Consider the following 2,226-nt stretch of genomic DNA (forward strand, 5'->3'; position numbering starts at 1 on the left):
ATCATGGGCTATGCCCAAGGCGATGAGCTGGTGCAGAACACCAACGCCTACTATCGCTCCGCCTATGTGCTGGTGCATCCGAAAAGCCACGATATGGAAGGCGTGGAAACGATCGAGGATCCCAGACTCACAGGCAAAACGATCGGCGTCGTTGAAAGCACGCCGCCAACCGCCAACATGGCCGCCAACAAGCTTCTACGGACCGCCAAGATCTATCCGCTTGCGGTGGATACGCGCGTCACCCCATCAATGGGGGAGGTCATGATCAAGGACATGCTGGCACACAAGATCGATGCGGCGGTGCTGTGGGGACCGATGGCAGGTTACTACGCCAAGGAACTCGGAGCTGATGTGACGATCGTTCCACTGGTGAAGGAAAAAACCGGCTCGCGCATGTCTTACCGCATCACCATGGGCGTACGTCCGTCGGACCAGGAATGGAAGCGGACGCTCAACCGGGTGATCAGGGAAAACCAGGCGGAGATCACCAGGATCCTGCTGAGCTACAACGTGCCGCTGATCGACGAACACGACAACCTGATTACCCAATGAATGGAAGGGAGACTATTTTCGTGCTGGTCGCCGCGAGCCTTCTGGGTCTGGCCGAGCCGACATGGGCTGGCGACATCGCCGAACCCAGCGGTTTCCGGATGGACGACTATCGGGCGCCGGTGCCGCGGACGCTGCAAGGCGCGAGGGTGGTGACGACGGTGGAAGCGGAAGCGCTGTGGCGAGCGAAAAAGGCGATCTTCTTCGACGTGATGCCGGACACGCCCAAACCGGCCAATTTGCCGGCAGGGACGATATGGAGAGACAAGGTCAGAAAGGACATTCCAGGCAGCATATGGCTGGCCAATGTGGGATACGGCGCTATTTCGCAGGAGACCGCCAGCTATTTTCGCCAAGGCCTCGCGGCCAAGGCCGGGACGGACAAGTCGCGCGCGATTCTGTTCTACTGCATGACGAATTGCTGGATGTCGTGGAATGCGGCGAAACGGGCCGTCCAGTGGGGCTACAGTTCAGTAATCTGGTATCCGCTCGGCGCCGATGGGTGGGAAGATGCAAACCTTCCACTGGAGGAGAAGAAACCCTACGCAACGAACAATTGAAATAAGGACTGCAATTATTCTCGATAGTTTGTTTTCAATTTTTCAAAACCTATTGTTTCATTTGTCCATTTTGAAACTTGATGGACGAGCCATTGCGTCGGTGCCCTGCAATGGTTGGCTAACGACAGGATCGGTCCCTTCGGGCTGGTATAAGAGGAGAAATGTCATGAAGAAGAACTGGAAAAAACCGACCATGTGTCAGGTTGCCGCTGGCTTCGAAATTTCACGGTATCTGCCTGCTGAAATTACTCCCAAGAAGTAGGCCGCAGAGGTGCGCGTCCCTGGCGACAGGGGCGCGCATCCCCTCCCCGCATGGGATTTTCGTGAAAGATTTTGACGCACGCAAAGCGCGCGGAGTGTTGTTTGTGACTGCAAATTGCCTGCAGGTCAGAGAAGCCGGCGCGCGGGCATTTTCATGCATTTGAGGATCATCGGATCGGCGGCGGGCGGCGGCTTTCCGCAATGGAACTGCAACTACCGTCTCAGTCGTGCGGCTCGCAACGGCATGGCAAGCGTGCATCCACGAACCCAGTCAAGTGTCGCCGCCTCGGCGGACGGGTTGGGCTGGGTTCTTTTCAATGCCTCGCCCGACATTCGCCAGCAAATCGCTGCAACACCTGAATTGCAACCTGCGGGCGATGCGCCGCTGCGCTCGACACCTATTCGCGCTGTGGTGCTGACCAATGCCGACGTCGATCATATCGCCGGACTGCTCAGCCTGCGCGAGCGGCAGCCTTTCGCCATCTATGCAACGGCGCAGGTTCTGGCGACGCTGGAGGCGAATTCGATTTTCAACGTTCTCGATCCAGCGCTTGTGCCGCGGCGCATCCTGCCGCCGGCGAAAGAGTTGGCCATCTGCGACGCAGAAGGCCGCGATACCGGCGTAATGATCGAGCCCTTTGCCGTGCCCGGGAAGATAGCACTCTATCTGGAGGATAGAGACCATCCGGATGCCAATTTCAGCTCCGACGCAGGTGACACGATCGGAGTCCGAATTGCCGGCATCGGCAGCCGCGGCTCCGTCTTCTATATCCCAGGCTGCGCGCGCATCGATGCGCGGCTACGCGCGCGTCTCACCGATGCCGCCTGTCTTTTGTTCGACGGCACGGTCTACACC

General features: G+C 58.3%; 3 protein-coding genes. All 3 read left to right on the plus strand.

Annotated features, from left to right (window positions below):
* Positions 1–552 (plus strand): transporter substrate-binding domain-containing protein (locus tag EN925_RS32700; protein WP_128337236.1); only part of this gene is annotated, 552 nt, incomplete at its 5' end.
* Positions 553–572: 20 nt separating this feature from the next.
* Positions 573–1,109: a PQQ-dependent catabolism-associated CXXCW motif protein gene (locus tag EN925_RS32705; protein WP_338048481.1), complete on the plus strand. Its 537-nt coding sequence runs from the start codon at positions 573–575 to the stop codon at positions 1,107–1,109.
* A gap of 415 nt (positions 1,110–1,524) precedes the next feature.
* A partial coding sequence (locus EN925_RS32715; RefSeq protein ID WP_128337237.1) for an MBL fold metallo-hydrolase occupies positions 1,525–2,226 on the plus strand: 702 nt, incomplete at its 3' end.

It is taken from the genome of Mesorhizobium sp. M7A.F.Ca.US.006.04.2.1 (genome assembly GCF_004022915.1).
GTDB classification, from domain to species: Bacteria; Pseudomonadota; Alphaproteobacteria; order Rhizobiales; family Rhizobiaceae; genus Mesorhizobium; species Mesorhizobium ciceri.